The organism is Candidatus Mycobacterium wuenschmannii (genome assembly GCF_030252325.1).
Lineage (GTDB): Bacteria > Actinomycetota > Actinomycetes > Mycobacteriales > Mycobacteriaceae > Mycobacterium > Mycobacterium wuenschmannii.
Window position 1 is genome coordinate 396,963 of sequence record NZ_CP126981.1, and the last position, 25,527, is coordinate 422,489.

Here is a 25,527-nt window from a genome sequence, read left to right on the forward strand (position 1 = left end):
AGCGTCAGTCGACCAATCCCAGCAACGCGTTCTCGACGACCTCGGGTAGCGCGGGGTGGATCCAGTACTGGCCGCGCGCCATGTCCTCGACGCTCAGCCCGAACGTCATCGCCTGAATCAGCGGCTGGATGATCGACGAGGCCTGGTGGCCCATGATGTGTGCGCCCAGCAGCTGACCGGTCTTGGAATCGGAGACGAGCTTGACGATGCCGACGGTGTCCTCGATGGCCCAGCCGTAGGCGACGTCGCCGTAGTCCTGGATCTTGCAGGACACGTCGTAACCCGCTGCCACCGCTTCGTTTTCGGTCATGCCGATGTAGGCGATCTGGGGATCGGTGAACACCGCCGCGGGAACGAAGCGGTGATCGGTTGCGACCATCGCCGCGGTATCGTCCCAGTCGCGCAGCAGATTGCGCTGCACGACCCGGGCCTCGTGATTCGCGACGTGTTTGAGCTCGTACGGCGACGACACGTCGCCGAGTGCGAAAACGTTACGCGCAGTGGTCCGTTGGTACTTGTCGACGACCACGCGGCGATCGTCGAGTTCGATCCCGGCCTTCTCGGCGTCCAGTCGGTCGCCGTTGGACCGACGCCCGGTCGCCACCAGGACGGCGTCGGCCTGCAACTCCGAGCCGTCGTCGAGTTCGAGGACGATACCCGCGCGGTTCTCGTGCGAGCCGAGGATGTTGCGGTGGCTGCGCACCTCCCACTTGCTCGACGCGATGCGGGTGAAGCGCCGCGACAACGTGTCGTCGAGGTGCCGCAGCAGCGATCCGCCGCGGATCACCATCGTGATCCGCACCCCGAGCGCGGAGAAGATGTGGGCGAATTCGCAGGCGACGAAGCCGCCGCCGACGATCACCAAATGCTCTGGCAATGCTGCGATTCGCATGATGTCGTCGCTGGTGTAGTAATGCACACCGCAGTCCAGGATGGCCGGCGGTACCTCGGCCCGCGCGCCCGCGGCGATCACGACCTTCTCGGCGGCGAACTCCTTGCCGTCCTCGGTGCGCAGCAGGTATCGCCCGTCATCCTGGACGCCCGAGAAGCGGGTGTGGGTGTCGTAGACGTCGACGTTCGGTTGCGCTCGCCGGTAGTCCTCACCACCGATGGCGATCGGGTCGATGCGGCCGAACACCCGGGACACGATGTCGTCCCACCGCACCCGGTCGATGTGCGCGTCGATGCCGTAACGCGCTGAGTGGCGGATGGTTTCGGCGACTTCGGCCGCGTAGACGAACATCTTGGTCGGGATGCAGCCGACGTTGAGGCAGGTACCGCCGAACACCCCCTGCTCGCAGATCGCCACCCGCTTCTTCGCGTAGCGATCGTCGAGAATGCTGTTGCCCGAACCGGTTCCGAGGATGGCCAGGTCGTAGCTCTCCATGCAGTAGCCCTTCAGCCGTTCTGTGACGCGACGTCGGATGCCGCACCCAGGTAGTCGTCCAGCCAGGTGTCGAGATGCCGGTAGGCGACCTCGCGCGGTTGCGGCATCGACAGGAACACATCGTGTTTGGCGTCGACCACCGGCACGATCGTGGTGTGGTTGCCGACGCATCCGGCCCAGCGCGCGATGTGCCTGACGTCGAGAACGGCGTCGCCGCACTGCAATGCGACGGCGTCCGAGGCGTCGATCACGCTGTGGTCGGAGCGCAGGATCAGGTTGGGCACGCCCACATCGAGACCGCGGTGCAGCCTCGCCTGCCCGGCGCGCACGGCGGATAGCCAGCCGAAGGTAATGGGGAAGCCGCCCAACGGTTTCCACTGCAGGTTGTAGTCGAACTCGCCGTGATAGTCGCGATGCAGGCTGGCGCCGTAACCGCCACCCGTTTCACTCGGTGCGCGGGCCACCCGCTTGTCACCGACCCGCGCGATCGCGGCGATCAGCGCCCGCGTCGGTGGCCAGCGCAGCGGCACCGGCCCGGGCACGTCGAGAAAAGGACTGTTGAGTACCAACCCGGCGACCCCGGTGCGGGCGATCGCGCCGCGCCGGCGCAACCGGTCGAGCCACAGCGAGACGATCAGCCCACCGGCCGAGTGCCCGTACACCAGCACGCGTGCCGACCCGGTCTCCTCGGCGATGATCGCCAGCGCGCGGTCGAGCTCGCGGTCGTAGTGCGCCAGATTCGAGGTGAAATGTGGCGTCAGGCCGGGCCGCGACGAGCGGCCGCACTTGCGCAAATCGAGTGCGTAGAAGGCGAAGCCACGACCGGCGAAATGGTCGGCCAGCGACGTGTGGAAGAAGTAGTCGGTGTAACCGTGCACCGCCAGGACGGCGTGGGAGGTGTGCGTGACGTCGCCACGGCGCAACAGCGTCGCGTCGATCTCGCCCTCGCCGTCGGGATCCACACCCAACGGAATGCCGCATTGCCAGTAGCCGGGCAGAACGTCGGGCTGCCAGCCAGTCACGCACGCCAGCTTAGAGGTGAGGACGGTGTTGCGGTCGCAGGACCGCGGGTTCCGAGTGCCCGCGATAATCTGGGCGTCCATGCAGCTCGCCGGATGATAAGGATGAACGGCTCGGTGTCAGGTACGCAGCCCAGGACGACCCCGAAGGTCGACGCCGTGCTGGTGGGGACCGGCATCATGAGCGCCACCCTGTCGGCCATGCTGCGCCGGCTCGAGCCGACCTGGTCGATCGCGATCGTCGAACGCCTGGACGCCGCCGCCGCCGAAAGCAGCGACCCGTGGAACAACGCCGGCACCGGGCACGCGGGACTGTGCGAGCTCTTCTACACACCGCAACTGACCGATGGCTCGATCGACATCGCCAAGGCGGTGCGGGTCAGCGAGCAGTTTCAGGTCACCCGTCAGTTCTGGGCCTACGCCGCCGAGAACGGCATGCTGACCGATGTCCGCGGCTTCCTGAATTCCGTGCCGCACGTCAGCTTTGTACAGGGCGACGAGCGCGTCGATTACCTGCGCCGGCGCCGTCAGGCACTGGCCGGCAACCCGCTGTTCGCGCGCAACGAATTGGTCGAGGGGGCAGACGAATTCGCCCGGCGCCTGCCGCTCATGGCCGCCAGACGCGACCTGTCCGAACCTGTCGCGCTGAACTGGGCGACGGAGGGCACCGACGTCGACTTCGGTTCGCTGGCACGGCAACTCATCGGCTACGGGACGCGCAACGGCACCACCACTATGTTCGGCCGCGAGGTGCGCGACCTGACCCGACAGCGCGACGGCAGCTGGCGCTTGAGCATCCGTAACCGCCGCACCGCCGAACATCACACGCTGGACGCCGGATTCGTCTTCGTCGGGGCCGGGGGAGGCGTGCTGCCCCTGCTGCAGAAGTCAGGCATCAAGGAAGCCAAGGGCTTTGGCGGCTTCCCGGTGGGCGGACTGTTCCTGCGCAGTGGCGACCCGGCGCTCGCCCGCGGTCATCACGCCAAGGTCTACGGGCTGCCGGCCCCGGGCGCCCCGGGCATGACGGCGGCGCACCTGGACACCCGGATCGTCAACGGCAGGCCGTGGCTGATGTTCGGGCCCTTCGCCGGCTGGTCGCCGAAGTTCCTCAAGCACGGGCATGCCAGCGACCTGCCGCGCTCGGTCACCCTCGACAATGTGGCGACGGTGGCGGGGGCGGGGCTCGGCAACCGCGAACTGGTCCGCTATCTGATCGGGCAACTGCGTTTGACCAAGCCGACCCGCGTCGAGGCGTTGCGCGAATTCGTGCCCAGCGCAGTCGATTCCGACTGGAGCCTGACGATCTCGGGGCAGCGGGTGCAGGTGATGCGGCGTGCCGGCCGCCGCGGCGGCCGCCTCGAATTCGACACCACGGTGCTGGCCGCGGCCGACGGCAGCATCGCCGGCCTGCTCGGCGCGTCACCGGGAGCGTCGACGGCGGTGACGGCGATGCTCGACGTGTTGCAGCGCTGCTTCCCAGACCGGTATCCCGCGTGGCTGCCGACGCTGAAGGAGATGGTGCCGTCGCTGGGCACCACGCTGGCAGGCGAGCCGGCCCTCTACGAGGAGCTGCGCTCCTGGACCGCCAAGGCTTTGGAGCTGGAGTTGTGAGCGCGGTCTCGCTCGTCGCTCCTGTATATCTAGCGGTCATGGAAGCAGGTGTGCGCGGATGACGGCACCGGAGAACGCGTATCTGGTCGGGTTGCGTTTGACCGGCAGGAAGGTCGTGCTGGTCGGCGGCGGCAGCGTCGCGCAGCGTCGGCTTCCGCTGCTGGTGGCCAGCGGCGCCGACATCCACGTCATCACCCGCAGCGCGACCCGCTCGGTCGAGGCGATGGACGGAATCACGTTGTCGCTGCGCGACTATCGCGACGGCGACCTCGACGGCGCCTGGTATGCGATCGCGGCCACCGACGATCCGGATGTCAACGCGGCGATCGTCGCCGAGGCCGAGCGCAACCGCATCTTCTGCGTGCGCGCGGACATCGCGATCGAGGGCAGCGCGGTGACGCCTGCCTCCTTCGAATACGCGGGGCTGTCGGTCGGCGTGCTGGCCGGCGGCGAGCACCGGCGTTCGGCCGGCATCCGCTCCGCAATCCGGGAGGCGTTGCAGCAGGGTGTGATCTCGCCGGAGAGCTTCGAGAGCGACGACGTGGTCCGCGGCGGCGTCGCCCTGATCGGCGGCGGTCCCGGCGACCCGGAATTGATCACCGTGCGGGGCCGGCGCCTGCTCGCCCAGGCGGACGTCGTCGTCGCCGACCGGCTGGCGCCCCCGGAACTACTCGCCGAGTTGGCGCCCTCGGTCGAGGTGATCGACGCCGCCAAGATCCCTTACGGCCGCGCGATGGCCCAGGACGCCATCAACGCGGTCATGATCGAGCGCGCCCGCGCCGGTCACTTCGTGGTGCGACTCAAGGGCGGCGACCCGTTCGTCTTCGCCCGTGGCTACGAGGAAGTGCTGGCGTGCGTCGACGCTGGGATTCCGGTGACCGTTGTGCCAGGTGTGACAAGCGCCATTGCGGTGCCGGCATCGGCGGGTGTGCCGGTCACGCATCGGGCCATCAATCACGAGTTCGTGGTGGTCAGCGGCCACCTCGCGCCCGACCATCCCGAATCGTTAGTGAATTGGGATGCGCTCGCAGCCATGACCGGAACCATCGTTTTGCTGATGGCGGTCGAACGCATCGAGCTGTTCGCCGAAGTGCTGCTGAAAGGCGGCCGACCTGCGGATACGCCGGTGGTGGTGGTTCAGCAGGGGACCACAGCGGCCGAGCACACCCTGCGGGCCACCCTGGCGGACGCGCCGGAGAAGATACGTTCCGAGGGCATCCGACCTCCCGCGATCGTCGTAATCGGCTCGGTGGCGGCGTTCGGCATTTAAAAGATCCTTAAGATTACTGTAGGGTAAGTTCTTATGACGGCTCTCAACGATGCAGAGCGGGCTGTCCAAAGATGGACAACTGAACCCTCGAAGCGAGCAGTTCACATGCCCGATACGCACCCAGAAAAGACCGCCCCAGACCACGACGCCGCAGCTACGCCGACAAAGGCGACGCCGTGGATGCCGACGCGGCGGTTCTTCACCGCCGTGATCGCCATCGCCGGTATGCAGTTGATGGCGACCATGGACGGCACCATCGCGATCGTCGCCCTTCCCAAGATCCAGAACGAGCTGAGCCTGTCCGACGCCGGCCGTAGCTGGGTGATCACCGCCTATGTGCTGACCTTTGGTGGCCTGATGCTGCTGGGCGGTCGTCTCGGCGACACCATCGGCCGCAAGCGCACCTTCATCGTCGGCGTCACGCTGTTCACCATTGCCTCCGCGCTGTGCGGCATCGCCTGGGACGACGTCACCTTGGTGATCGCCCGGCTGCTGCAGGGTGTCGGCGCCGCCATTGCCTCCCCGACCGGTTTCGCACTGGTCGCGACCACGTTCGCCAAGGGCCCGGCCCGTAACGCCGCCACTGCGGTGTTCGGCGCGATGACCGGCGTAGGTTCGGTCGGCGGCCTCGTCGTCGGCGGAGCGCTCACCGAGCTGTCCTGGCGCCTGGCATTTCTGGTCAACGTGCCGATCGGACTGGTGATGATCTACCTGGCCCGCACCGCGCTGCGCGAGACCAGCCGCGAGCGGATGAAGCTCGACGCCGCAGGCGCCGTGCTGGCCACACTGGCGTGCACGGGTGCGGTGTTCGCCTTCTCGACCGGCCCCGAGGCCGGCTGGGTCTCGTTACCGACGCTCGGCTCGGCCGGCATTGCGCTGGTGGCGTTCATCGCATTCGCGTTCGTGGAACGTTCCGCCGAGAACCCCGTCGTGCCGTTCAAGCTGTTCTTCGACCGCAATCGGCTGGCCACCTTCGCTGCGATCTTCTTGGCCGGTGGGCTCTTGTTCACCGTCACGGTGCTGGTCGCGCTGTACGTGCAGGACATCATGGGTTACAGCGCCCTGCGCGCCGGCGTCGGCTTCATCCCGTTCGCCATCGCGATGGGTATCGGCCTGGGCGGCTCGTCGCAGCTGGTGTCGCGGTTCCAACCCCGGGTCATCGTCATCGCGGGCGGCGCACTGGTGGTCGGCGCGATGATCTACGGCTCGACCTTCAACGGCGCCATGCCCTACTTCCCGAACCTGATCGTTCCCGTCGTGATCGCCGGTATCGGCATCGGTATGGTCGTCGTGCCGGTGGCGCTCTCGGCCATCGCGGGCGTCGGCTTCGACCAGATCGGGCCTACCTCGGCGATCGCGCTGATGCTGCAAAACCTCGGTGGCCCAGTCGTTCTCGCGGTTATCCAGGCCGTCATCACGTCGCGCACCCTGTACCTCGGCGGCATCAACGGCCCGGTGAAGAACATGAATGCCGCGCAACTGCATGCTCTCGACCATGGCTACACCTACGGGTTGCTGTGGGTGGCCGGCGTGACCATCATCGTCGGCGGGGTGTCGCTGTTCATCGGCTACACCGCCGAGCAGGTGGCACACGCGCAGGAAGTCAAGGACGCGATCGACGCCGGCGAGCTCTAGCTCGCGCTTCATTTCGCGAAACTGAAGCCAGGGTCGTGATCCGCTGACGATCACCACCGTGGCTTCTGTTTCGCGGTCACCTCTCCACTGCAGTTAGGCTTGCGCGCTGTGATCACCCGGATGTCCGAGCTGTTCCTGCGCACACTGCGCGACGACCCCGCCGAAGCCGAGGTCGCCAGCCACAAGCTGCTGATCCGTGCCGGCTACGTGCGACCGATCGCGCCGGGGCTCTACAGCTGGCTGCCGTTGGGCCTGCGAGTGCTGCGCAACATCGAACGCGTGGTGCGCGAAGAGATGAACGCCATCGGCGGCCAGGAGATCCTGTTCCCGGCCCTGCTGCCGCGCGCGCCGTACGAGACCACCAACCGGTGGACGGAGTACGGCGACGGCGTGTTTCGGCTCAAGGACCGCCGCGGCAACGACTACATGCTCGGCCCGACGCACGAAGAACTGTTCGCGCTCACAGTCAAGGGGGAGTACAGCTCCTACAAGGACTTTCCGCTGACGCTGTATCAAATCCAGACCAAATACCGCGACGAGGCGCGTCCGCGCGCCGGCATCTTGCGCGGCCGCGAGTTCGTCATGAAGGACTCCTACTCGTTCGACATCGACGACAGCGGCCTCAAGAGCGCCTACCACGCCCACCGCGAGGCCTATCAGCGCATCTTCGCCCGGCTGAGCGTCGACTACGTCATCGTCTCCGCGGTCTCCGGCGCCATGGGCGGCTCGGCCTCCGAGGAGTTTCTGGCCGAAAGTCCCATCGGCGAGGACACTTTCGTGCGCTGCCCGGAATCCGGCTACGCCGCCAACGTCGAGGCCGTCGTCACCGCTCGTCCCGAAAGCCTGCCGACCGACGGGCTGCCGGACGCCGTGGTGCATGAGACCGGAAACACCCCCACCATCGCGACGCTGGTCGAGTGGGCCAACGGCGCCGATCTGGGTCGCACCGTCACCGCTGCCGACACGCTGAAGAATGTATTGCTGAAAGTTCGTGAGCCGGGCGGAGATTGGGAGCTGCTGGGCATCGGGGTGCCCGGCGACCGCGAGGTCGACGACAAGCGCCTCGGTGCCGCCCTCGACCCAATCGAGTACGCGCTTCTCGACGACGCCGACTTCGCCAAGTACCCGTTCCTGGTCAAGGGCTATATCGGCCCGAAAGCACTGCTGGACAACGGGGTTCGCTACCTGGTCGATCCACGCATCGTCGACGGCACCAGCTGGATCACCGGCGCCGACGACAAGGGCAAGCACGTCGTCGGCCTGGTCGCTGGCCGCGACTTCGTCGCCGACGGGACCATCGAGGCCGCCGAGGTACGCGACGGCGATCCGTCGCCGGACGGCCGCGGCGCGCTGGTTTCCGCGCGCGGCATCGAGATCGGCCACATCTTCCAGCTCGGGCGCAAATACACCGACGCGTTCACCGTCGACGTGCTCGGCGAGGACGGCAAGCCGGTCCGGTTGACCATGGGCTCCTACGGCGTGGGCGTGTCGCGCCTGGTGGCCGTGATCGCCGAACAGCAACACGACGAGCTCGGGTTGCGCTGGCCGGCCGAGGTGTCGCCGTTCGACGTGCACCTGGTGATCGCCAACAAGGACGCCGAGGCGCGAACGGGCGCAACCTCGTTGGCCGGCGATCTGGACCGACTCGGCCTCGAGGTCCTGTTCGACGACCGCACCGCCTCACCCGGAGTGAAATTCAAGGACGCCGAATTGCTCGGCGTGCCATGGATTGTCGTGGTGGGCCGCGGCTGGGCGGACGGAAAAGTGGAGCTGCGCAACCGTTTCAGCGGCGAGACGCGCGAGCTGACCGCGGGTGCCGGGCTGGCCACCGATATCGTCGCTGCCGTCACCGGCTAGCTAGTCGGCCCCGGGGAAGGCGGTGGTGATCGGCCAGTCGCCGAGTTGCTGCTTCCAGCGGGCGGCCAGTACCGCGCTCTGGGTCAGTGCCTTGACGCCGAACGTCCGGTCGTCGCCGCTCTCGGCCTGCTCGAGGAAAGCGCGCCAGGCGGTTTCGGTGTCCGTCTCCATCCGGGCGGCCAGCCGCGCCGCGTCGGTGGGGGTGTCGACCGGCATCGGCAGTTGATAGCCGGGCGCGGCCAGTGGCGGCGAGACCTTGCGTCCCGTCAGCATCGTGATGGCCTGGTCGCGACGCTCGCGGTGCTGGTTGAGCGCCGCGGACACGAGGACGTTCACGTCGGGCGCGCAGCGGGCCGAGACGATGCCGTATCCGTAGATGACGGCGTGCTCGTTGGCCAGCGCGGCGCTGAGCGCGGTGTCGGCGGCGGTCACGAAGCGGCCGCTCCGAACGTCAGCGCGACGGTGTGGGACGCGGCGCACGACGCTGCAATCGATCCGAGCAATCCCGCGCGATACCCCGACGACGTGCTCGCCAGCCCGGCCGCGCTGTCGGCCGAAGCCTTCAGCGACGTGACGACGGCGGCCAGCGGGGGCGGGGGAGCCGAGGTGGCCGACGCGCTGGTCGTCGGACTCGACGTTGCCGGCGAGGTGGATGTCGGGGCGAGACGATTGATCTCGGTCGTCAGCGCCTGTGCGTGCCGGGAGCGTTCGGTCGCGACCTGGGTGAGTGCCCGCGCGACATCCGGTGGCGCGCCCACAGCGGCCGCGGTGGCGAGTTCGCTGTCCTGACGGGCCAGGGTCAGCTGCTCCTCGAGCTCGTCGACGGCCGGTGGTGCGGGCGGTGTGCTGCATCCGGACGCCGCGACAGTGAGCGCGGCGAGCGCCACGCCGCCGGTCAACATTCGTCGTCGGGTGACGACCGATAGCTCGGTGCTCGGCATTGCCACATCCTGCCATTGCCGCGGCTGCGGACCGTAACGCCAGGTGACCTCGCCGCGATCACGTCTAACCACGGTTTCCTGGCGTATCGTTGATGGCTGGCTCTGCCGAGCCGCTGACCGGACAACTCAAGATGAGGAGCTCGCCGTGGCCACCGGGCTACCGTCACAGACGCAGGTGATCGAGCTGCTCGATGGCGAGTTCGCGCGCGCCGGTTACGAAATCGAAGACGTGGTCATCGACGCGCGGTCGCGGCCGCCGCGGATTACGGTGATCGCCGGCGGTGACACGGCTCTCGACCTGGACATGGTCGCCCGGCTTTCTCGCTCGGCCTCTGACCTGCTGGACGCCGAGCGCGACATCGGCGGCAGCTACGTCCTGGAAGTCACCTCGCCGGGCGTCGACCGTCCGTTGACCACCGAGAAGCAATTTCGCCGCGCGCACGGCCGCAAGATCGATCTGACGCTCACCGACGGAACGCAGCTCACCGGCAGGGTGGGCGACACCGGTGACGGCGCGGTGAACGTCGTCGTGCGCGACGGTCGCGACTGGGCGGTGCGGTTGCTCCCGCTCGGTGATATCACCAAAGCTGTTGTTCAGGTTGAGTTTTCGCCGCCGCCTCAACGAGAACTGGAACTGGCAGGAATTGATCGAAGCGCGGAGACGGAGGGCACTACGTGAATATCGACATGGCCGCTCTGCACGCCATAGTGGTGGAACGCGGCATCTCCTTCGACGATCTGCTCGAGGACGTCAAGGCGGCGGTGCTGAGTGCCTACCGGCACACCGAGGGTCATCAGCCGGACGCCCACATCGACATCGACCGCAAATCCGGCGGCGTCCGGGTGCTCGCTCGGGAACTCGATGAGGACGGCAACGTGCTCAGCGAATGGGAAGACACCCCTGAGGGATTCGGCCGCATCGCCGCGACCACCGCGCGACAGGTGATGTTGCAGCGGTTGCGTGACGCCGAGAACGAGCGCACCTACGGCGAGTTCTCCACCCACGAGGGCGAGATCGTCGCCGGCGTCATCCAGCGCGACAGCCGGGCCAACTCACGAGGCCTGATCGTCGTGCGGATGGGCAGCGAAACCAAGGGCTCCGAGGGAGTGATCCCGGCGGCCGAGCAGGTGCCCGGTGAGGTCTACGAGCACGGCGACCGAGTGCGCTGCTACGTCGTCGGCGTCAGCCGCGGGGCCCGCGAACCGGTGATCACGCTGTCGCGCACCCATCCCAATCTGGTCCGCAAGCTGTTCTCCCTCGAAGTGCCCGAGATCGCGGACGGATCCGTCGAGATCGTCGCCGTCGCACGGGAAGCCGGCCACCGATCGAAGATCGCGGTCGCATCGCGGGTGCCGGGGCTCAACGCTAAGGGCGCCTGCATCGGCCCGATGGGGCAGCGGGTGCGCAACGTGATGAGCGAGTTGTCCGGGGAGAAGATCGACATCATCGACTTCGACGACGACCCGGCACGGTTCGTGGCCAACGCGCTGTCGCCGGCCAAGGTCGTGTCGGTCACGGTCATCGATCAGAACGCGAGGGCCGCCCGCGTCGTGGTGCCCGACTTCCAACTCTCCCTGGCGATCGGTAAAGAGGGCCAGAACGCGCGACTGGCGGCGCGGCTCACCGGCTGGCGGATCGACATCCGCGGGGATTCGCCCGACCAGGACGAGGACCACTCGGAGGACGGTGCGGTGACCGAGTCGCCCTAGCGTCTTTACTGACGCGACGCAAGTAGTTGATTTCTATTCCCAGACGATTCCCAGCGAACTATCATCTGTTCTCAAGTTTCGAGTGCCTAGAGAAGATGGGTTAGCGATGAAACGTCTTGTTCTGCCGTACGTCGTAGGTGCAATGGCCGCGACCGCGATCGGGTTCAGCCCTCTTGCTCTGGCGGACGATTTCTTCCCGCCGGGAACGGACCAGATCGGGGACCGGACATACATCGCAGATGTCTTCAACGAGCCGTTCTACCGCTACGCCGAGTATTCGACCCCTTACGAGGTTTTGAGCGGCGACGAGTCGCTCGGCCAATTCACGAGCACTAGCACCTATTTCCTCTCGCCCTACCAGCCGTTCGGGATATGGACTCTTTTCCAGAGCGAGCTGATCTCGGACAGCTCGTATTCCGGTCTGGCGGACGGAGCGACGCACCAGGACTTGAGCTTCAGCACCCTCACATTGACCGGGCTGTTGACTCTGTTCTCGAGTGACTATTACGACAATCCAGGGATCGGTACGTCCCTCGACATCTCGTTCTTCGGCGGACCCGACATCCCGATCTGGGACATCACCTATGACACGGCGGGCGGCGCCGCAACCGATCCAGGCGGCCTCGGCGACCTGCTCGGCATGGACTTCAGCAGCCTCGGGGACTGGTTCGGGTCGAGTGTCGACGGTCTCGGCAACCTCTTCGACCCCAGCGGCTTGCTGGGCATCGACCCCGGCGCGTTCGCCGACTTCGTCGGTTTCGACCCGACCGGACTGACCGTCTTGGCCGGGCTGTTCTGACCGCTCCGTCGTAACCACCGAGCGCGTTCGGACTCGCGCGCAGGTGAAGGTAAACTGAGCCGTGATCCAGCGCGAGTCTTCAGCATCGGCGCACCGACGTACCGAAGGACCGGTACGGACGTGCGTCGGTTGCCGAAAGCGAGAGTTGGCCGTCGAACTGCTCCGAGTGGTGGCTGTATCGGCCGGGAACGGCAAATATGTCGTGACCGTCGACCCAGCAGGTACTCTGCCGGGGCGGGGTGCGTGGTTGCATCCCGTTGCAGAGTGCGCCACAGAAGCAATCCGGCGGCGAGCCTTCGCTCGCGCGCTGCGCATCACCGGTGCACCGGAAACATCAGCGGTGATCGAACACCTGGAGTCTCAACGAGGCTCACGGTGCGATGGTCATCCCGCCAACAGAACAGGCAGCAAAGAACATGAGCACACCGTGAAGTCCCGATGACCATGCGTCATAGCTAAACCCGAGGCGCGGCCTACCCACCGCTGTCGCCTCATAGACAGGAGATGTAGTGGCAGGCAAGGCCCGCGTACACGAGTTGGCCAAGGAACTCGGTGTTACCAGCAAGGAAGTTCTCGCTCGGCTAGGCGAACAGGGCGAGTTCGTTAAATCCGCATCCTCGACGGTTGAAGCGCCGGTGGCGCGTCGACTGCGCGAGTCTTTCGGCGGCGGGAAACCCGCTCCCGAGAAAGCGTCCGGCAACGGCGCGGCGGCCGCGAAGCCCGCCGCTAAAGCGGCAACCCCGGCGGCGAAACCCGCCGCCCCCAAGCCCGCTGCCCCGCCAGCACCCGAACCCCGGCCCCGCCGCCGGCACCGGCTGTCGAACAGCCGCCCGCCGCTGCGGCGCCCGGCCCGGCCACCCGCCCCGGCCCGACCCCTGGTCCGCGGCCGGCGGCGCCGAAGCCCGCGGCCCGCACGCCGCGCGTCGGCAACAACCCGTTCTCCTCGGCGCAGCCCGTCGAGCGACCCGCCATGCCGCGTCCCCAGGCCCCGCGTCCGGGTGCACCGCGACCCGGCGCCCCGCGTCCCGGTGCCTCACCGGGCAACATGCCGCCGCGCCCGAGTGGCGCCGGTCGTCCGCCGCGTCCCGGCGGCCCCCGGCCCGGCCCCGGCGGCCGGCCAGGCGCGCCCGCCGGTGGCGGTCGCCCGGGTGGTGGCGGTGGCGGTAACTACCGCGGCGGCGGTGGCGGCGGAGTCGGCGCCCCTCCCGGTGGCGGTGGCGGTTACCGCGGTCGTCCCGGCGGTGGCGGCGGTGGACGCCCAGGTCAGCGCGGTGGCGCGGCCGGTGCGTTCGGTCGTCCCGGCGGTGCGCCGCGACGCGGCCGTAAGTCGAAGCGGGCAAAACGCGCCGAATACGAGAACATGCAGGCGCCGGTCGTCGGTGGCGTGCGGTTGCCGCACGGCAACGGCGAGACCATCCGCCTCGCGCGTGGCGCGTCGCTGTCCGACTTCGCCGAGAAGATCGACGCCAACCCGGCCTCGCTGGTGCAGGCGCTGTTCAACCTCGGCGAGATGGTGACCGCGACGCAGTCGGTCGGCGACGAGACGCTCGAACTGCTCGGCAGCGAGATGAACTACGTCGTCCAGGTCGTCAGCCCCGAGGACGAGGACCGCGAACTACTGGAGTCCTTCGACCTCACCTACGGCGAAGACGAGGGCGGCGAAGAAGACCTCGAGCAGCGGCCGCCGGTGGTGACCGTCATGGGTCACGTCGACCACGGTAAGACGCGACTGCTGGACACCATCCGTAACGCCAGCGTCCGCGAGGGCGAGGCCGGTGGCATCACCCAGCACATCGGTGCCTACCAGGTGACCGTCGACTTCGAAGGCAACGAGCGGCCGATCACCTTCATCGACACCCCGGGCCATGAGGCGTTCACCGCCATGCGTGCCCGTGGCGCCAAGGCCACCGACATCGCGATCCTGGTGGTCGCCGCCGACGACGGCGTCATGCCGCAGACGGTGGAGGCGATCAACCACGCGCAAGCGGCCGACGTGCCCATCGTGGTGGCGGTCAACAAGATCGACAAGGAAGGCGCCGACCCGTCCAAGATTCGGGCCCAGCTCACCGAATACGGCTTGGTGGCAGAGGATTTCGGTGGCGACACGATGTTCGTCGACATCTCCGCCAAGGCCGGCACCAACATCGAGGCACTGGAAGAGGCGGTGCTGTTGACTGCCGACGCCGCCCTGGACCTGCGGGCCAACCCTGACATGGAAGCCCAGGGTGTGGCCATCGAGGCGCACCTCGACCGCGGTCGCGGGCCGGTGGCCACCGTGCTGATCCAGCGCGGAACGCTGCGGGTCGGCGACTCGATCGTGGCCGGCGACGCCTACGGTCGCGTCCGGCGCATGGTCGACGAGCACGGCGACGACGTCGAAGAGGCGCTGCCGTCGCGGCCCGTTCAGGTCATCGGTTTCACCTCGGTGCCCGGCGCGGGTGACAACCTGCTCGTCGTCGACGAGGACCGGATCGCCCGTCAGATCGCCGACCGGCGCAGCGCGCGCAAGCGCAACGCGCTGGCCGCCCGCTCGCGGAAGCGCATCAGCCTGGACGACCTGGATGCGGCGCTGAAGGAAACCAGCCAGCTGAACCTGATCCTGAAGGGCGACAACTCCGGAACCGTCGAGGCTCTGGAGGAAGCGCTGCTGGGTATCGAGATCGACGACGAGGTGGCGCTGCGCGTCATCGACCGCGGTGTCGGTGGCGTCACCGAGACCAACGTCAACCTGGCGTCGGCCTCGGACGCGATCATCATCGGGTTCAACGTCCGGGCGGAGGGCAAGGCCACCGAGCTGGCCAACCGCGAGGGCGTCGACATCCGCTACTACTCGGTGATCTACCAGGCGATCGACGAGATCCAGAGCGCGCTCAAGGGCATGCTCAAGCCGGTCTACGAAGAGAACGAGCTGGGTCGCGCCGAGATCCGTCAGCTGTTCCGGTCGTCCAAGGTCGGTGTCATCGCTGGTTGCCTCGTGCAGTCGGGGATCATGCGCCGCAACGCCAAGGCCCGGCTGCTGCGGGACAACATCGTGGTGGCCGAGAACCTCACGGTGTCGTCGCTGCGGCGGGAGAAGGACGACGTCACCGAGGTCCGCGACGGCTACGAATGCGGTCTGACGCTGACCTACTCCGACCTCAAAGAGGGCGACGTCATCGAAACCTACGAGCTCGTGGAAAAGGAGCGCGTCTGAGTATGAGCTCCGACAAGCTGAACCTGCGGCATGGCTGACCCGGCGCGGGCGCGCCGGCTGGCCAAGCGGGTCTCTGAGATCGTCGCGTCGGCGATCGAGTACGAGATCAAGGACCCGGGGTTAGTCGGAGTCACCATCGTGGACGCCAAGCTGTCCGGCGACCTGCACGACGCGACGCTGTACTACACGGTGATGGGCTCGTCCCTGGATGACGATCCTGACTACGACGGGGCCGCCGCCGCGCTGGATCGCGCGAAGGGTGTGTTGCGCAGCAAGGTCGGTGCCGGCACCGGAGTGCGTTTCACGCCGACGCTGACCTTCACCCGCGACACGGTGTCCGACTCCGTACAGAAGATGGAGGCGCTGCTGGCCCGTGCGCGGGCCGCGGACGCCGATCTGGCGAAGGTGCGCGAGGGAGCGACTCCGGCGGGTGATGCGGACCCGTACCGCACGACTGACGATGAGCACATAGACCCGCACGACGACGATGCGAACCGCGAAGCGGTTCGGGGAGGAGTCGGGCACATTGACCAAGGGGCACCAACCGATATCGGGGAAGGCGCCGGTGACGATCAACTCGAAGACTGAATCCACTGCGGCACAACGGGTCGACGCGATCGGCGCCGCCAAGGTGCTGGATGCCGCGTCGACGGTCGGGGTGGTCTGTCACGTTCATCCCGACGCCGACACCATAGGCGCGGGCCTCGCGTTGGCGTTGGTGCTCGACCGGTGCGGCAAGTCGGTCGAGGTCAGTTTCGCGGCACCGGCCGCGCTCCCGGAGTCGTTGCGGTCATTGCCCGGCGGGCGGTTGCTGGTCGACCCCAACGCCATGCGCCGCGACGTCGATCTCGTTGTCACCGTGGATATTCCGAGCATGAATCGGCTCGGCGATCTGCGCGACATGGCCGGCGGCGGGCACGAGGTGCTGGTGATCGACCACCATGCGTCCAACCAGATGTTCGGTACCGCGAACTTCGTTGAGTCATCGGCGGATTCGACCACGATGATGGTCGCTGAGCTGCTGGATGCGTGGGACAAGCCGATCGACGCCGATGTGGCGTACTGCCTGTACGCCGGCCTGACCACCGACACCGGATCGTTCCGGTGGGCCAGCGCGGACGCGTACCGGCTGGCGGCCCGGCTGGTCGAGATCGGCATCGACAACGCCGCGATCACCCGGTCGCTGATGGACACCCACCCCTTCGCATGGCTTTCGATGCTGTCTCGGGTGCTCGGCTCGGCGCAGTTGTTGCCCGGCGCCGCCGGCGGCCGCGGCCTGGTGTACGCGGTCGTCACCAATCAGGAATGGGCCAACGCGCGTCCGGAGGAAGTCGAAAGCATCGTCGACATCGTCCGCACCACTCAGCAGGCCGAAGTTGCCGCGGTGTTCAAAGAGATTGAGCCGCAACACTGGTCGGTGTCCATGCGGGCCAAGGATGCGATCGACCTCTCCGCAGTCGCATCGACCTTCGGAGGCGGCGGGCACCGGCTGGCCGCCGGCTACTCGACTACCGGTTCGGCCGACGAGGTCGTGGCCGCGCTGAGCGCCGCCCTGGGGTGAACAAGTCGGTAGGGACGCAGCCGGGCGGTCGTCAGATCGTGCAACTGGCGCTACCGGCCCTGGGCGTGCTGGCCGCCGAACCGCTCTACCTACTGTTCGACACCGCGATCGTCGGCCGCCTCGGTGCGCTGAGTCTGGCCGGGCTCGCGATCGGCGGACTGGTCCTCGGCATGGTCGGTTCGCAGCTGACCTTTCTGTCCTACGGCACCACCGCGCGTTCGGCGCGACACTTCGGCGCGGGCGACCGCCCCGCCGCCGTTGCCGAAGGCGTGCAAGCGACGTGGTTGGCGTTGGTGCTCGGCCTGGTCATTGTCGTCGTGGTGCAGGTCGTCGCGGCTCCGCTGGTATCGGTCATCGCGGGTTCGGCCGACATCGCGCGAGCCGCGCTGCCGTGGCTGCGCATCGCGATCATCGGCGCGCCCGCAATCCTGGTGTCGCTGGCCGGTAATGGCTGGTTGCGCGGCGTGCAGGACACGGTTCGCCCGTTGCGCTACGTGGCCGCCGGCTTCGGGTTGTCGGCGCTGCTATGTCCGTTGCTGGTGTTCGGCTGGCTGGGACTGCCGCGGCTCGGGTTGTCGGGGTCGGCTGTGGCCAACCTGTCGGGTCAGTGGCTGGCCGCCGTGCTGTTCGGACGCGCACTGCTGGCCGAGGGAACGCCGCTACGGATGGACCGTCATGCGCTGGCGTCCCAGGTCGTGCTGGGACGCGACCTGCTGGTCCGGACGCTGGCCTTCCAGGCCTGTTTCGTGTCCGCGGCGGCGGTGGCGGCCCGGTTCGGTGCCGCGGCGGTGGCCGCCCATCAGGTGGTGCTGCAGCTATGGAATTTCCTTGCACTGGTTCTGGATTCGCTGGCCATCGCGGCGCAGGCGTTGGTGGGCGCGGCGCTGGGGGCCGGCGACGCCCCGCTCGCGATCTCCACCGCGCGACGGGTGACGGTCTGGTCGGCCGTCGCCGCGTCAGGTCTCGCGGCGGTGTTCGCCGCCGGTGCCGGCGTGCTGCCGCGCTTGTTCACCGACGACAGTTCGGTGCTGGCCGCGGTCGGGGTGCCCTGGTGGTTCCTGGTCGCTCAATTGCCCTTGGCTGGTGTGGTTTTCGCGCTCGACGGCGTGTTGCTGGGTGCGGGGGATGCCGCGTTCATGCGGACGGCGACGGTGGTGAGCGCGCTGGTCGGTTTTCTGCCGCCGATCTGGCTGGCGCTGCGCTTCGACTGGGGGCTGGCCGGAATCTGGTCTGGCCTGAGCGCATTCATCGTTCTGCGGCTGATCTTCGTCGGCTGGCGAGCCGTGTCGGGCCGCTGGGTGGTGACCGGGCAATGACGACGCAACGCGAACTGATGCTGAGCGGTGCGCCGTACCGCGCCGACGATCCCGAATTGTCCGCCGCCCGAAGGGAATGCCAGCGCGTGCTGGCAAGGTTCAACGCCGGCGAGTCAGAGGTGCTGCAGGGCTTGCTCGGATCGCTGGGCGAGGGATCGGAGATCCTTCCCCGGTTCCTGTGCGACTACGGCGAGCAGATCAGCGTCGGCGCAGGTTGTTTCGTCAACTACGACGCGGTCTTCCTCGACTGCGCGGCGATCACCATCGGCCGCGATGTGCAGATCGGCCCGCGCGTACAACTTCTCACGGCGCTGCATCCGGTCGACGACCACGAATCCCGGCGGGCCGGTTGGGAATCCGCGTTGCCGATAGCCATCGGTGACAATGTTTGGCTCGCGGCGGGCGTCATCGTCTGCGCGGGCGTGAGCATCGGCGACAACACGGTGATCGGAGCGGGAAGCGTCGTCACCCGCGACGTACCGCCGAATGTGCTCGCGGCCGGCAATCCGTGCCGGGTGATCCGATCGCTGGAACCCTGACGGCCCATAGACCGCAGTGCCTAGCGCACCTGGGCGCGTCCGCGCTGCAGCACCGCCTCGCGGTTGGCGGCGATGTCGTCGCCGGAGGTCCGAAACGCCCGGGCCGCAGTCGCTTCCAGCCACAGGCCTTCGCCGGTGTTCGCGTCGTCGATCCGGTGATACGAGGACAGCAGCGCACGCACCGCGCCCTGGTTGTTCCCGACGATGCTCTCGGCCACCTTGTGCGCGGCGGGCAGCAGTTGGTCGTGCGGCACGACCTCGGTGACCAGACCGGCGCGCAGGGCGTCCTGCGCGGACAGGTAGTCACCCGTCAGGCTCATCCGCCGGGCCAGGCCGATGCCGACCTTCTGGGGAAGTCGAACGCTGAGCCCCCACGTCGGCAGCAAGCCCACGCGTGCGTGGGTGTCGGCGAACCGCGCCTGCTCGGAGGCGATCAGGATGTCGCAGTACAGCGTCAGCTCGAGCCCGCCGGTGACGGCCGCGCCGTTGATCGCGCCGATGACGGGCTTGCTCAACGCCGGCCAGCGCGGCGAGATGTCCGGCAGCGCCGTCTGACCGCCCAGCTCCTTGAGGTCCAGCCCGGCGCAGAACACCGGGTCGGTCCCGGTGACGATCAGCACGTCGACGTCGTCGTCGGTTTCCGCGTCGGCCAGCGCGCCGAAGAACTGGTCCCGCAGCGCGGACGACAACGCATTACGCGATTGCGGCCGGTTCAGGGTCAGGGTTCGCACCCGATCGTCGGTGCTGATCAACAGAATGTCGTTGGTCGTCATAACCGCAACCGTAGTCACCGCTCGACCTATCGTTGAAAGCATGTGCCGAAACATCACCGAACTGCGCGGCCTCGAGCCGAAAGCGACCACCGCGGAGATCGAGGCGGCGGCCAGGCAATACATCCGCAAGGTCAGCGGCTTCACCCGACCGTCGGCGGCCAACGCAGAGGCGTTCGAGGCGGCGGTCGCCGAGGTCGCCGCCACCACGACCCGGCTGCTGGACGCGTTGCCGGAGCGCCGCCAGCCGCCCAAGACCGACCCGCCGTTGCGCCGCCTCGCCGCCGCCAGGTGAGCGCGCCCGCACTCAAAGAGTGGGGCGCTGCCGTGCATGCATTGCTGGCCGGCCGGCAGCAGATACTGCTACGTAAGGGCGGGATCGGCGAGAAGCGGTTCGACGTTGCTGCTCGCGAATTCCTGATCTTCCCGACGGTCGCGCACACCCATGCCGAGCGCGTTCGTCCGGAGTTTCGCGACCTCCTTGACGCCGCGGCCCCCGACAGCACCGCGGACCGTCTCGTGGTGCGGGCGGCGGCGAAAGTCGTTGCAGCACTGCCGGTCAACCGCCCGGAGAACATCGATACGATCGAAGACCTGCACATCTGGACCGCTGAGTCGGTCCGCCGTGACCGGTTGGACTTTCGTCCGAAGCGTCGACTCGCCGTGCTGGTCGTGCAGGCCTTCCCGCTGCTCGAACCGGTGACCCTGCCGCGGCTGCCGGACTATGCCGGGTGCACCAGTTGGGTTCCGCTTCCGCTGTCCGATCCGCCGCTGGGCGACCCGGTGCACGACGATGCGGCGCTGCGCGAGGTCGCCGACCGCGTCCGCGCGGCTATCGAATAGCGATGCGAGTCAGGGTGTTTGGTCGACGAGCACGGCGCCGGCCGGCCAGTCGCCGACCGTGCCCAGCGAGACCTGCTCGCCGGACGTGCTCAGTCGCACGACATCGGCCAGCTGCTCCGGCGCATCGCACTGGAGGTAGTGATCGGCGCTCGGCAGTATCCAATAGCGATTCAATCCGGGTTTGGCCCTGAGGAATTCCTGCCACACGTAGTTTGCCACCCGCACCGGCGCGACGGTGTCGTGCAGGCCCCACACCAGCGTGGTGTCGACGGTGCTCGCGGACAGTGCCTGCAGCCAATTGGTTTCGTCGGCCGCGCGCTCGTTCAGATACTGGATGGTGTCCGGCAGCACCGCCATCTGATCGTTGTGTGCGAAACACTGTGCCAGGGATGCGATTTCGGGATCGCTCATGTCCCGCCGTGGCATGAAGGTGGTGAACCCCATGCCCGCGGCCAGCATCTCCGGCGTGGTTGCACGTGCGGTGCTGCGCGCGACCGTCGGATCCAGCAGCGCATTCTGGAACCCGGTCAAATTGGCAAGCGGCAGATAGATATTCGCGTTCGTGAAGATGGCTGCGGACGGCGGGGCCGCATCCGGGTGGTCCTCGAGTATCGACAACGCGATCATGCCGATGCTCGTCCCGCGATCGTGAGTCAGCATCGTGTAGTCGGTCAGCTGCCACAGTTGCGCGGTGGCATGGATCAGCAGGCGTGCATCGTCGTACAGCGAATACGTATACGGCGCGCCCGGTTTGTCAGAGAGGCCATAGCCGGGAAAGTCGAGCAGGTAGATGTCGAAATCGGCGTGGAGTTCGCGAGTCAACGCCTGGAAGTCAACGCTCGCCGTCGGAAACCCGTGCACGCAGACCAACGCCGGCGCCCCGGGAGTGCCACAGCGCCGGGTGAAGACGGTCACCTCGGCGCCGGAGTTCGCGGCCGTCGTCGACTGCCACCGTATTTCCGTTCCGCCGCTTCGCCATTCGTCGAAGGCGGACATCAGGACTCGACCGGCAACACGATCCGCGAGGCACCGAAGTGCACCTCATGCGTGGACGGTGTCAGTTGACTCCCGGTCAACGTGGGCTCACCGTTGCCGAGGTTGCGATCGAAGCGCGGGTGGCTGCCCCCCGCGATCAGCACGCGGATGCGGGTTTCGGCGCGGAAGCGGTGCGAGATCGCGTCGAGCTCGAGCCGAACCTGATCGCCCGCCTGGCTCAGCCGCCGGTAGCCGTCGCTGACGTTGCGTGAGCGGCCCTTCGCGTCGACCTCGCTGACCCGGACGAAGACGTCGACGAACGGGTGGTCGGAGCTGTGCGCCAGGTCGGCGACCGGGCAGCCGTGCACGACCAGGTCGGCGGGCAGCGGATCACTGGTGAAGCTGAGCACGTCGCGGCGGGCCGCCAGCGCGGTGTCATCGCGGTAGCCGCCGTCGGGGGAGAGCAGTCGCCCGCCGATCGTCGGCGTCGGGTGGGCCGGGTCGTAGCGGAAGCTGGCCGACGATCCTGCCGCGGGTGCGGTGTCGGCGAGCCCGCCGCCCGGTTGTAGATACAGCTCGCGCGCCGTGGTGGCGGGTGGCCAGTCGGCAAGCTCGCGCCAGCCCTCGTGCCCGACGTGGAAGCGGAACCGTCCGGTGCGCGGGGTCGCAGGCCGTCCCGCCAGGTGGTTGTCCAGCCACTCCTGGGTCTCGCGGGCGACCATGGTCAGGCCTCCCATCAGCAACTGGCTGTGGGCCCAGGGCCCCATGGTCAGCGCGACGTCGACCCCCCGTTCACGGAGGTATGCGAACTGGTGCAGCGTCTGCGGCAAGAAGAGGTCCTGCCAGCCACTGAGCAGAAGGGTCGGCACCTGGACGCGGTCCAGCGCGGACTCGACGTTCAACGGGTCCCAGAACGGGTTGTCGTCAGCCGGTGGCGTCAGCCACGATTCCCACCACGGCGCGCCGGCACCGAGCAACGCCCGTCCGGCTGCGCCCAGCGGCGCTTCGGCCGCCGCGCGCGTGATGTTCCGCTGCGCGCGCAGCTGACGCACACCGGCGACGAGCATGTTGCCGTCTTCCTGGTGCGCGACGAGGTGGCTCCAATTGAGGAAGTCGTTGACGGAGAACGCGCCCGTGCCCCAGGTGGACAAACTGAGATCGTGCGGTCCGGCGGTGATCACGGCTGCCGCCAGCTCGGGGGGCGGATCCTGCAGCAACGCCCACTGGGTGAAGCCCAGGTAGGAGATGCCGATGGTGGCGAAGCGGCCCTTCCACCAGGGTTGGCGCCGCATCCACTCCACGGTGTCGGCGCCGTCGGCAGCCTCGTTGACCATCGGCGAGAAATCTCCGCCTGACCCGAATGTGCCTCGCACGCTCTGCAATACGACCCGATATCCCCGGGCCACATGCAGGTCGGCGAACACGATCGAGAACGGGAACGCGCGGCCGTAGGGTCCGCGGACCAGCAGGGTGCCGACCGCCTCCGTGGTGGGCTCGTAGACGTCGGTCACCAGCTCGACGCCGTCGCGCATCGGGACCTTGACCTCGCTCACGGTATAGCTGGTGGTCGGCGACGGCAGCCGCAAGGTCTTGGTGAGCGCCCGACCGGCGAGCCGTCGGGGCAGGGTGCGCAGCGTCGAACCGGCGGGCTGGTCGGAAGTGGTCGTCACTGCATCAGGTTAGGGCGGCGACCGCGACAGCGGGACTAGAACTTGTAGTACGGCGCAAGCTCGTTGGCGCGCTGCAGATTGGTCGCCGGGCAGTCGACCTCCGGGCTGGAGTAGATCGTCGAGTAGAACAGCGACTGCTGGATGACCCCGTAGCTGGTCTTGAACGCCACCATGCAGGAGAAGTAGAAGTAGCTGTTGTGGTACGTGGGCTTGAGATTCCACCACTGGGCGGCGCGGTGGCCGGCGATGGTGGTCTCGATGGCGTCGGCCGGCAGCGACTGGTCGTACTTCCGCCACACGATCGGCTCGACCGCCAGCTGGTAGTTGCCCGCGTCAAAGTGGCAGCGCAGGCCCTCTTCGGGAATCGGCGGGGTGAAGCCGAGCCCCAGCCGCTGCACCACGTCGAACGGGATGTCCTTGCACGGGTCGAACGGGCTCGGGTCGGTCGTCGCGATGATCGGACTCTTCATCGTGGTCGCCGGCTCCATCGGGGCCGCGGTGGAGCGCAGGTCCACCCGTGACGCCGCAGTCGGGGCGGGCGGCGCGCTCTGAAATACCACGACCACGGCGGTGATCAGGGCGCCGAGCGCCGCAAGCAGGCGCAACTTGCCGACCATGACACCCCTTCGTGCTCGCCGGACGTGCTCGGGTTTCTGCGGGAAGCTTACAAGTCGCACCCGCGCCGCCACAGAGTAAACGAGAACCTGTTCTAGTCCACCGCGGTGGGCGCGTCACGTCTCGCTCGGCGACCAGCCGTTAGGCTGGGGAGTCGTGGCTTGGGAAGAACACGGGCAGCAGCCCCCGACCGCACGGCAGCCGACGCTGTGGGCGGTCTCGGACCTGCACACCGGTCACGTCGGCAACAAGCCGGTCACCGAATCCCTGTATCCGTCGACGCCCGACGACTGGCTGATCGTGTGCGGCGACGTCGCGGAGCGCACCGACGAGATCCGCTGGGCGCTGGACCTGCTGCGACGGCGGTTCGCGAAGGTCATCTGGGTGCCGGGCAACCACGAGCTGTGGACCACCACCAAGGACCCCATGCAGGTCTTCGGCCGCGACCGGTACGACTACCTGGTCAACATCTGCGACGAACTGGGAGTGGTGAGCCCGGAGCATCCCTTCCCAGTCTGGACCGAGCGCGGCGGCCCGGCGACGATCGTGCCGCTGTTCCTGCTCTACGACTACTCGTTTCTGCCGAGAGGCGCGACGACCAAGGCCGAGGGCATGGCGATCGCGCGGGAGCGCAACGTCGTGTGCACCGATGAATTCCTACTCTCACCGGATCCGTACCCGACGCGCGAGGCGTGGTGCCGCGAGCGGGTCGCGGCCACCCGCAAGCGTCTCGACGATCTGGACTGGATGAATCCGACCGTGCTGGTCAACCATTTTCCGATGGTGCGCCAGCCCTGCGACGCGCTGTTCCTGCCGGAGTTCTCGCTGTGGTGCGGCACCACCGAGACCGCGGACTGGCACACCCGCTACAACGCGGTCTGCTCGGTCTACGGGCACCTGCACATCCCGCGGACCACCTGGTACGACGACGTTCGCTTCGAAGAGGTGTCGGTGGGTTACCCGCGCGAATGGCGGCGCCGCAAGCCGTACAGCTGGCTGCGCCAGATCCTGCCCGACCCGCAGTACGCGCCCGGTTACCTCAATGACTTCGGCGGGCATTTCGTCATCACCGCGGAGATGAAGGCGCAGGCCCAGCAGTTCCGCGACCGTCTGCGGCAGCGGTAGTCGCAATGACTCTGACGACCCTGATGTCTGCCGTGCTGCCCGACATCGCCGAGCTGGCCTGCGCCGAGTTGTACTCCGACCCACCGGGATTGACGCCGCTGGCCGAGGAGGAGCCGCTGATCGAACGGTCGGTGGCCAAACGGCGCAATGAGTTCATCACGGTCCGGTACTGCGCGCGAATTGCGTTGGGCGAGCTCGGCTTTCCACCCGTGCCGATCCTCAAGGGCGAGAAGGGCGAACCGTGCTGGCCGAACGGAGTGGTCGGCAGCATCACCCACACCGCCGGCTACCGTGGCGCGGTGGTCGGGAAGGTCGCTGCGGTCCGCTCGGTGGGGGTCGACGCCGAGCCGCACGACGTGCTGCCCGACGGTGTGTTGGACGCGATCAGCCTGCCGGCCGAGCGGGCCGAGCTGAAAGCGTTGCCGCCCGGAACGCATTGGGATCGAATCCTGTTTTGCGCCAAGGAAGCAACGTACAAGGCGTGGTTCCCGTTGACCAAGCGCTGGCTCGGATTCGAGGACGCACACATCACCTTCACCGTCGACGACTCCGGATCCGCCGGGGCGTTCGAGTCGACGATCCTGATCGACGGCGACACGCTCGCCGGACCGCCGCTGAGCACCCTGGCCGGCCGGTGGTCGGTCGACCGCGACCTGGTACTGACGGCTATCACCCTGTGAACGTGACAAGG

The 25,527-nt window shown here is 67.8% G+C and carries 24 protein-coding genes and 1 pseudogene; 17 read left to right on the forward strand and 8 right to left on the reverse strand.

Annotated elements, in window-relative coordinates:
• Positions 1–4: 4 nt before the first annotated feature.
• Both mtr and PT015_RS02025 read right to left on the reverse strand, forming a co-directional pair.
• Positions 5–1,387 (reverse strand): mycothione reductase, encoded by a 1,383-nt coding sequence (gene mtr, locus PT015_RS02020; RefSeq protein ID WP_285188464.1) that lies wholly within the window; start codon positions 1,385–1,387, stop codon positions 5–7.
• 11 nt (positions 1,388–1,398) lie between these two features.
• The gene (locus PT015_RS02025) at positions 1,399–2,409 is read right to left on the reverse strand and encodes an alpha/beta hydrolase (protein ID WP_285188465.1); all 1,011 of its coding nucleotides are present in this window, start codon (positions 2,407–2,409) and stop codon (positions 1,399–1,401) included.
• A gap of 114 nt (positions 2,410–2,523) precedes the next feature.
• Here PT015_RS02025 and mqo point away from each other — a divergent pair, with 114 nt between their 5' ends.
• The 4 genes from mqo to PT015_RS02045 all read left to right on the forward strand — a co-directional run bounded on the left by mqo (position 2,524) and on the right by PT015_RS02045 (position 8,779).
• Positions 2,524–4,017 (forward strand): malate dehydrogenase (quinone), encoded by a 1,494-nt coding sequence (gene mqo, locus PT015_RS02030; RefSeq protein ID WP_390887915.1) that lies wholly within the window; start codon positions 2,524–2,526, stop codon positions 4,015–4,017.
• Between the two features lie 58 nt (positions 4,018–4,075).
• Entirely contained in the window at positions 4,076–5,287 is a 1,212-nt protein-coding gene (gene cobA, locus PT015_RS02035; protein ID WP_285188467.1) for a uroporphyrinogen-III C-methyltransferase, read from the forward strand.
• A gap of 180 nt (positions 5,288–5,467) precedes the next feature.
• Positions 5,468–6,922, forward strand: coding sequence for an MFS transporter (locus PT015_RS02040; protein ID WP_390887985.1), 1,455 nt, complete (start codon positions 5,468–5,470; stop codon positions 6,920–6,922).
• 108 nt (positions 6,923–7,030) lie between these two features.
• On the forward strand, positions 7,031–8,779 hold the full coding sequence (locus PT015_RS02045; protein ID WP_285188469.1) for a proline--tRNA ligase: 1,749 nt from the start codon (positions 7,031–7,033) through the stop codon (positions 8,777–8,779).
• Here the strand turns inward: PT015_RS02045 and PT015_RS02050 are convergent, their stop codons facing one another.
• Both PT015_RS02050 and PT015_RS02055 read right to left on the reverse strand, forming a co-directional pair.
• The gene (locus PT015_RS02050; RefSeq protein WP_285188470.1) at positions 8,780–9,211 is read right to left on the reverse strand and encodes a ferritin-like domain-containing protein; all 432 of its coding nucleotides are present in this window, start codon (positions 9,209–9,211) and stop codon (positions 8,780–8,782) included.
• On the reverse strand, positions 9,208–9,720 hold the full coding sequence (locus PT015_RS02055) for a hypothetical protein (protein WP_285188471.1): 513 nt from the start codon (positions 9,718–9,720) through the stop codon (positions 9,208–9,210). Before PT015_RS02055 ends, PT015_RS02050 begins: the two co-directional genes overlap by 4 nt.
• A 145-nt stretch (positions 9,721–9,865) precedes the next feature.
• Between PT015_RS02055 and rimP the strand changes: the two genes are divergently transcribed.
• From rimP to PT015_RS02100, 9 genes and pseudogenes are all read left to right on the forward strand, one after another.
• Positions 9,866–10,399, forward strand: a complete 534-nt coding sequence (gene rimP, locus PT015_RS02060) for a ribosome maturation factor RimP (RefSeq protein WP_285190881.1) — start codon at positions 9,866–9,868, stop codon at positions 10,397–10,399.
• Positions 10,396–11,430 (forward strand): transcription termination factor NusA, encoded by a 1,035-nt coding sequence (gene nusA / locus PT015_RS02065; protein WP_285188473.1) that lies wholly within the window; start codon positions 10,396–10,398, stop codon positions 11,428–11,430. The genes rimP and nusA overlap by 4 nt, the downstream gene beginning before the upstream one ends.
• A gap of 106 nt (positions 11,431–11,536) precedes the next feature.
• Positions 11,537–12,229 carry a hypothetical protein gene (locus tag PT015_RS02070; protein ID WP_285188474.1) on the forward strand — a complete coding sequence of 231 codons (693 nt, stop codon included), beginning with the start codon at positions 11,537–11,539 and terminating at the stop codon, positions 12,227–12,229.
• A gap of 169 nt (positions 12,230–12,398) precedes the next feature.
• Positions 12,399–12,671, forward strand: a complete 273-nt coding sequence (locus PT015_RS02075) for a DUF448 domain-containing protein (RefSeq protein WP_390887986.1) — start codon at positions 12,399–12,401, stop codon at positions 12,669–12,671.
• 67 nt (positions 12,672–12,738) lie between these two features.
• Positions 12,739–15,422: pseudogene (gene infB, locus PT015_RS02080) on the forward strand (translation initiation factor IF-2).
• 30 nt (positions 15,423–15,452) lie between these two features.
• Positions 15,453–16,010: a 30S ribosome-binding factor RbfA gene (gene rbfA / locus PT015_RS02085; protein WP_285188477.1), complete on the forward strand. Its 558-nt coding sequence runs from the start codon at positions 15,453–15,455 to the stop codon at positions 16,008–16,010.
• Complete coding sequence (locus tag PT015_RS02090) at positions 15,988–16,983, forward strand: DHH family phosphoesterase (RefSeq protein WP_285188478.1); 996 nt, start codon at positions 15,988–15,990, stop codon at positions 16,981–16,983. Before rbfA ends, PT015_RS02090 begins: the two co-directional genes overlap by 23 nt.
• Complete coding sequence (locus PT015_RS02095) at positions 16,980–18,299, forward strand: MATE family efflux transporter (protein WP_285188479.1); 1,320 nt, start codon at positions 16,980–16,982, stop codon at positions 18,297–18,299. Before PT015_RS02090 ends, PT015_RS02095 begins: the two co-directional genes overlap by 4 nt.
• On the forward strand, positions 18,296–18,838 hold the full coding sequence (locus PT015_RS02100; protein WP_285188480.1) for a sugar O-acetyltransferase: 543 nt from the start codon (positions 18,296–18,298) through the stop codon (positions 18,836–18,838). Before PT015_RS02095 ends, PT015_RS02100 begins: the two co-directional genes overlap by 4 nt.
• A 20-nt stretch (positions 18,839–18,858) precedes the next feature.
• Here the strand turns inward: PT015_RS02100 and PT015_RS02105 are convergent, their stop codons facing one another.
• On the reverse strand, positions 18,859–19,611 hold the full coding sequence (locus PT015_RS02105) for an enoyl-CoA hydratase (protein WP_285188482.1): 753 nt from the start codon (positions 19,609–19,611) through the stop codon (positions 18,859–18,861).
• Between the two features lie 40 nt (positions 19,612–19,651).
• Here PT015_RS02105 and PT015_RS02110 point away from each other — a divergent pair, with 40 nt between their 5' ends.
• Complete coding sequence (locus tag PT015_RS02110) at positions 19,652–19,903, forward strand: DUF2277 family protein (RefSeq protein WP_285188484.1); 252 nt, start codon at positions 19,652–19,654, stop codon at positions 19,901–19,903.
• A complete protein-coding gene (locus PT015_RS02115; RefSeq protein WP_285188485.1) occupies positions 19,900–20,451 on the forward strand; it encodes a DUF1802 family protein in 552 nt (183 codons plus the stop codon). Before PT015_RS02110 ends, PT015_RS02115 begins: the two co-directional genes overlap by 4 nt.
• Before the next feature lie 9 nt (positions 20,452–20,460).
• Here the strand turns inward: PT015_RS02115 and PT015_RS02120 are convergent, their stop codons facing one another.
• The 3 genes from PT015_RS02120 to PT015_RS02130 are packed head-to-tail and all read right to left on the reverse strand — an operon-like array spanning position 20,461 to position 23,713.
• The gene (locus PT015_RS02120) at positions 20,461–21,447 is read right to left on the reverse strand and encodes an alpha/beta fold hydrolase (RefSeq protein WP_285188487.1); all 987 of its coding nucleotides are present in this window, start codon (positions 21,445–21,447) and stop codon (positions 20,461–20,463) included.
• On the reverse strand, positions 21,447–23,096 hold the full coding sequence (locus PT015_RS02125) for a CocE/NonD family hydrolase (RefSeq protein WP_285188488.1): 1,650 nt from the start codon (positions 23,094–23,096) through the stop codon (positions 21,447–21,449). Before PT015_RS02125 ends, PT015_RS02120 begins: the two co-directional genes overlap by 1 nt.
• A gap of 35 nt (positions 23,097–23,131) precedes the next feature.
• A complete protein-coding gene (locus tag PT015_RS02130; protein WP_285188489.1) occupies positions 23,132–23,713 on the reverse strand; it encodes a DUF3558 domain-containing protein in 582 nt (193 codons plus the stop codon).
• Between the two features lie 154 nt (positions 23,714–23,867).
• Between PT015_RS02130 and PT015_RS02135 the strand changes: the two genes are divergently transcribed.
• Positions 23,868–24,836, forward strand: coding sequence for a metallophosphoesterase family protein (locus PT015_RS02135; RefSeq protein WP_285188490.1), 969 nt, complete (start codon positions 23,868–23,870; stop codon positions 24,834–24,836).
• A 5-nt stretch (positions 24,837–24,841) separates the two neighbouring features.
• On the forward strand, positions 24,842–25,516 hold the full coding sequence (gene pptT, locus PT015_RS02140) for a 4'-phosphopantetheinyl transferase PptT (protein WP_285188491.1): 675 nt from the start codon (positions 24,842–24,844) through the stop codon (positions 25,514–25,516).
• The last annotated feature ends 11 nt before the right edge of the window (positions 25,517–25,527 follow it).